General features: G+C 63.9%; 4 protein-coding genes. 1 reads left to right on the top strand and 3 read right to left on the bottom strand.

What is annotated here, in order from left to right:
- Nucleotides 1-165: 165 nt before the first annotated feature.
- The 3 genes from QOC89_RS15460 to QOC89_RS15450 all read right to left on the bottom strand — a co-directional run bounded on the left by QOC89_RS15460 (nucleotide 166) and on the right by QOC89_RS15450 (nucleotide 3178).
- On the bottom strand, nucleotides 166-564 hold the full coding sequence (locus QOC89_RS15460; protein ID WP_323045806.1) for a hypothetical protein: 399 nt from the start codon (nucleotides 562-564) through the stop codon (nucleotides 166-168).
- Between the two features lie 195 nt (nucleotides 565-759).
- Entirely contained in the window at nucleotides 760-2232 is a 1473-nt protein-coding gene (locus QOC89_RS15455; protein ID WP_323045805.1) for a DUF3108 domain-containing protein, read from the bottom strand.
- Nucleotides 2233-2281: 49 nt separating this feature from the next.
- The gene (locus QOC89_RS15450; protein WP_323045804.1) at nucleotides 2282-3178 is read right to left on the bottom strand and encodes an IclR family transcriptional regulator; all 897 of its coding nucleotides are present in this window, start codon (nucleotides 3176-3178) and stop codon (nucleotides 2282-2284) included.
- Nucleotides 3179-3314: 136 nt separating this feature from the next.
- On the opposite strand from QOC89_RS15450, the gene QOC89_RS15445 reads away from it, so the two are divergent.
- The gene (locus QOC89_RS15445; protein ID WP_323045803.1) at nucleotides 3315-4298 is read left to right on the top strand and encodes a fumarylacetoacetate hydrolase family protein; all 984 of its coding nucleotides are present in this window, start codon (nucleotides 3315-3317) and stop codon (nucleotides 4296-4298) included.
- Nucleotides 4299-4304: the final 6 nt, after the last annotated feature.

The raw sequence follows: 4304 nt of genomic DNA, 5'->3' as shown, positions 1-4304 counted from the left end.
CGGGAACTCGACGACACAATAGTTGGGGCTGTTATAGATCATTTGCATGGCGACACTCCTTATTTCCGTTGGCTCCTGGCCATTCCTGCGCCATAGGTGGAGCTTGTGGTGTGGAATTCAAGGGGTGGGTCCGGATTGACGCTTGTAAAGTTCCGAACCTACCGGTTAGACCGGCCTTTCAAGAAACGTTTCAAGCAGTGCAGCAAAACGGTGAGATTGCTCGACGGGCGCAAGGTGAGCGGCCTCGGGCAGTTCGAACTGCGCGCCTTCGATGGCGTCTGCTATTGCCTGCATACCAGCAGGTGGCGTGCCCGTGTCGTGACGGCCCGCCATGGCCGACGTCGGGCGACGGATTGTTCCCAGCTTACTGCGTACGTGGAAATCGCGCAGTGCTTCGCATGCCATGGCGTAGCCTCCTGACAACGTGTGGCTTGGCACGTCACGGATCTGCTCGACTGTTTCGGGATGCGCTGCCTGAAAATCTGGCGTCAACCGCGGCTCAATGTCGCGGGCACCCGTGATGCCACGCCGTTCGTGCGCGCTGCCGCTGCGCGTTGATCCCATACACGCGGGCCTCAGGCAAGTTGCGCCAGCGGAGTCGGCAAGGGGCAGCGTATCGATGCGCGATGGATATGGTCCAGTGTGAATTGCTGCGCGATCATGCCACCCATCGATATGACGACAAGATGCGTAGTGGGTGCGCGAGTGAACATCGGCAATGCGGCGAGCTCACTGGACAGATCGAGACCCTGCACGAGGTCAGGGTTTTGCGGGCAGATTGCCGGGAACGGTCGAATCGACCGCTGAGGCGGGGGCGGTTTCGGGTGTATTTGCAGGCGTATTGGTGGGGGCGTTGGCAGGGGGCTGAATCGCCGAATTGGCTGGCGAAGGGTTGCTGGCGTTATCGGCGCCGCCAGGGCCGCTGGAGCCAGTAGAGCCAGTAGAGCTAGTGGCGCCAGAAGTGCCAGCAGAACCAGCGGGGCCTGCAGAACCAGCAGAGCCTGCAGGACCAGCAGAGCCTGCAGAACCAGCAGAACCAGCAGAGCCTGCAGAACCAGCAGAGCCGCTAGTGCCATCAGCACCAGTGGCCCGACTCCCGACGTCGTCCGCATTGAGCTTGCCGCGCCACACCAATTCGAATTCCGCGCCGTTCGGCTCGGTCTGCATGATTCGCGCGGGCAGCCAGCCGAGCGACGGCGCGAGCCATACGTCGATGCGGCGTCGATCGCCGTCATGGCGAGGCAAGCGTTTGAAGTGGCGTGTCTCGAGGTAGCCCTGCGCGGTGCGGATCGTCTCGTCGCCGATCGTCTCGACGGGCCAGTTCTCGCCACTGTCGTTATCGACCACGAAGAATTGCCGCGTCACGCCCGGCTTGTAAGCGCCGGGGTCGCCGCGCACGAGGCTGGCGAGTTGCATCACCATGCTGAAACGGTCTTGCGCGCCGTCGGGCAACGGCAGCGAGGCCGGGGTCCGCGTAAAGGCGATCTTTTTGTCGGTGCGATTGAAAATCGCCACGTCTTCCGGACGATGGCCGCGCTTTTCGATGTACTGATCCGGCGCGAGGCCGAATGCGTCGATGCGGCCATGGCTCGAATACACGAACGTGCCGACGAACGGTAGCGGCACGGAGACGATCATCTCGTAGCTCTGGGCGTTGCTGGTCCAGTGGATCGTGCCGGGCTGATTGCGCACGCCGTTGTAGAACGTGTCGTAGGCCAGGTCTCCCGATGGCGGCACGGAGAATTTCACACCCGCTGACGCCTGGGGCGCACTGGCTGCGGCAGGGGCGCTGGCTGCGCCGGTGCCGTTTGCGCTCGCGTTGGCGTCGGCATTGGGAGGGCTCGCTGCAGCCGATGCGCTCGCGGCGGCCTCCGATGCGGCCGAGGCCACAGCCGCGGGTGCCTGCCTTGCCGGTTGCATTGCCGTGAGCACGTGTTCACGCGGCTTGCTCGGGGCGGCTTTATGCGCTGGGGCTGGCGTCGCGGGTTGCAGCACGGCGTCGGCGGGCTTGCGCTCGATGCGTTCGGGTGTCAGCAATGCGACCTGCACGGGGACGCGTTCGTTGTCTGACGGATTCAGCGTCGCGCGGTTGCGCTCGACCCATTGCGCCGCAATCCAGTGCAGGACGGCCACCACCAGTAAAACGGCAAGCCATCGCCACACCCGCAGACTGGCGCGCGGCCCGGCGGGCGGCGTGCGATCAGAGCGACGTGTGGCAGAAGGTGAGGACATGGGCGAATCAATTTGAAAAGGACGGTTGGTAACGCGGCACATCAGCACATCAGCGTGGCGCCTTGCTAAACCCGAGCTCGTACGAAAGCTTTTGCGCACATTCGCGCAGCGCTGTATCGATCTCGCCACCCCAGCGAATGTCGAACGCGCCTTCGTGACCGAGCGCGACCAGGCCGAGCGCCAGATCGCCGGTAGAGTCGAACACCGGCATGCAGAATGCGTGGATGGTCGGCAGCAACATGCCTTCCACGCGCGCTGCTTCGTGCTGCCGCACGTCGGTCAGCACCCGTTCGACCTCGTCACGCGTGCGCGGTCCGACCATGTACGACGAGCGGTGCGAATCGGCGAGTTCGCGTTCGAGCATCGCGGCGGTCTTGCTCGACGGCAGATAGGCGGCAAACAGCAGACCGGTAGCGGAGCTGAGCAGCGGCATCACGTCGCCGAGCTTGAGCGATGCCTTGGCGGGATGGCTCGATTCCATCCAGTGAACCATCGTTGGCCCCTGGTTGCCCCACACCGCGATGCCCACCGTCAGATCGAGCCGGTCACGCAGTTCGGCAAGCGCAATGCGCGCGAGTTTCACGCCATCGACACGGGCAAGCCGCGCAAGCCCCAATTGCAACGCGAAGCCGCCCAGTTCGTAACGGCCCGACAGCGGATCCTGCGCCACGACGCCGAGGCGCAGGAAACTCACGAGGTAGCGGTGCGCTTTCGCAGGACTCATGCCCGCACGTTGCGCCAGATCGCGCAGCATCATGGCGCGCGGTTCGTGCGTCAGCACTTCAAGCAATCTGAAGCCGACTTCGATCGACTGGATGCCGGAGCGCAGCTTTTCCTCACCGGCCTCGACGCTTTCGTCATCGGATTCGGCTGCGTCGTGCGGTTCGGGCGGCTCAGCGGGGGCGGTGTCGGTGCGGATCGCGCCTGAGCGGGCAATTGGAGGCATGAGCGAGGCGCGGGAGCGCGTTCAAAAGACTGTGAGAAAAGAGTCGGGCGGGGCCAGCCAGCAACGGCACTTGGGCCGCGCCGATTCACCATCGTAGAATAGATTCCTTCTATCGTCACTAACGGTTCACTCCTCTATGAAACTTGCCACGCTGAAGGACGGCACGCGCGACGGTCAGTTGATCGTCGTGTCCCGCGACCTGCACACCGCGGCCGTCGCCGACGCGATCGCGCCCACCATGCAGCGCGTGCTCGACGACTGGACCTTCTACGCGCCGCAACTGCAGGACCTGTACGACGCGCTCAACCAGGGCCGCGCGCGCAACACGTTCACGTTCGACGCCCGGGAATGCATGGCGCCGCTGCCGCGCGCGTTCCAGTGGGCCGACGGTTCGTCGTACGTGAACCATGTGGAATTGGTGCGCCGCGCGCGCGGCGCGGAAATGCCGCCGGAATTCTGGACCGATCCGCTGATGTACCAGGGCGGCAGCGACGACTTCATCGGTCCGAAAGACGACGTACTGTGCGCATCTGAAGAATTCGGTATCGACTTCGAAGCGGAAGTCGCCGTGATCACCACCGACGTGCCGATGGGCGCCACGCCCGATCAGGCACTCAGGAGCGTGCGTCTGGTGACGCTCGTCAACGACGTCTCGCTGCGCAATCTGATCCCCGCCGAACTCGCGAAGGGCTTCGGCTTTTTTCAGAGCAAGCCGGCCACCTCGTTTGCGCCGGTCGCGGTGACGCCTGACGAACTCGGCGAGAGCTGGCGCGAAGGGCGCGTGCATCGGCCGATGATCGTCCACTGGAACAACCGGAAGGTCGGTCAGCCCGACGCCGGCACCGACATGGTGTTCCACTTCGGCCAACTGATCTCGCATGCGGCGAAAACGCGCAACCTGCGCGCCGGCGCGATTGTCGGCTCCGGTACCGTATCGAACAAGGATGCGAAACGCGGCTACTGCTGTATCGCTGAAAAGCGCTGCCTGGAGACCATCGAGCACGGCGCGCCGCAGACCGAATTCATGAAGTTCGGCGATACCGTGAGAATCGAAATGTTCGACGAAGCGGGCAAGTCGATTTTCGGTTCGATCGATCAGGGGATCGCGCCGCTGGATTGAGGCGCC

The sequence above is a fragment of the Paraburkholderia sp. genome (assembly GCF_034668105.1).
Lineage (GTDB): Bacteria > Pseudomonadota > Gammaproteobacteria > Burkholderiales > Burkholderiaceae > Paraburkholderia.
Note: the sequence above shows the minus strand (reverse complement) of the source record. Positions and strands in the feature narration are given on the sequence as shown.

What these genes read in the sequence shown, in the direction of transcription:
- QOC89_RS15460 (WP_323045806.1), bottom strand. Translation starts at nt 564, where the DNA reads ATGGGATCAACGCGCAGCGGCAGCGCGCACGAACGGCGTGGCATCACG.
- QOC89_RS15455 (WP_323045805.1), bottom strand. Translation starts at nt 2,232, where the DNA reads ATGTCCTCACCTTCTGCCACACGTCGCTCTGATCGCACGCCGCCCGCC.
- QOC89_RS15450 (WP_323045804.1), bottom strand. Translation starts at nt 3,178, where the DNA reads ATGCCTCCAATTGCCCGCTCAGGCGCGATCCGCACCGACACCGCCCCC.
- QOC89_RS15445 (WP_323045803.1), top strand. Translation starts at nt 3,315, where the DNA reads ATGAAACTTGCCACGCTGAAGGACGGCACGCGCGACGGTCAGTTGATC.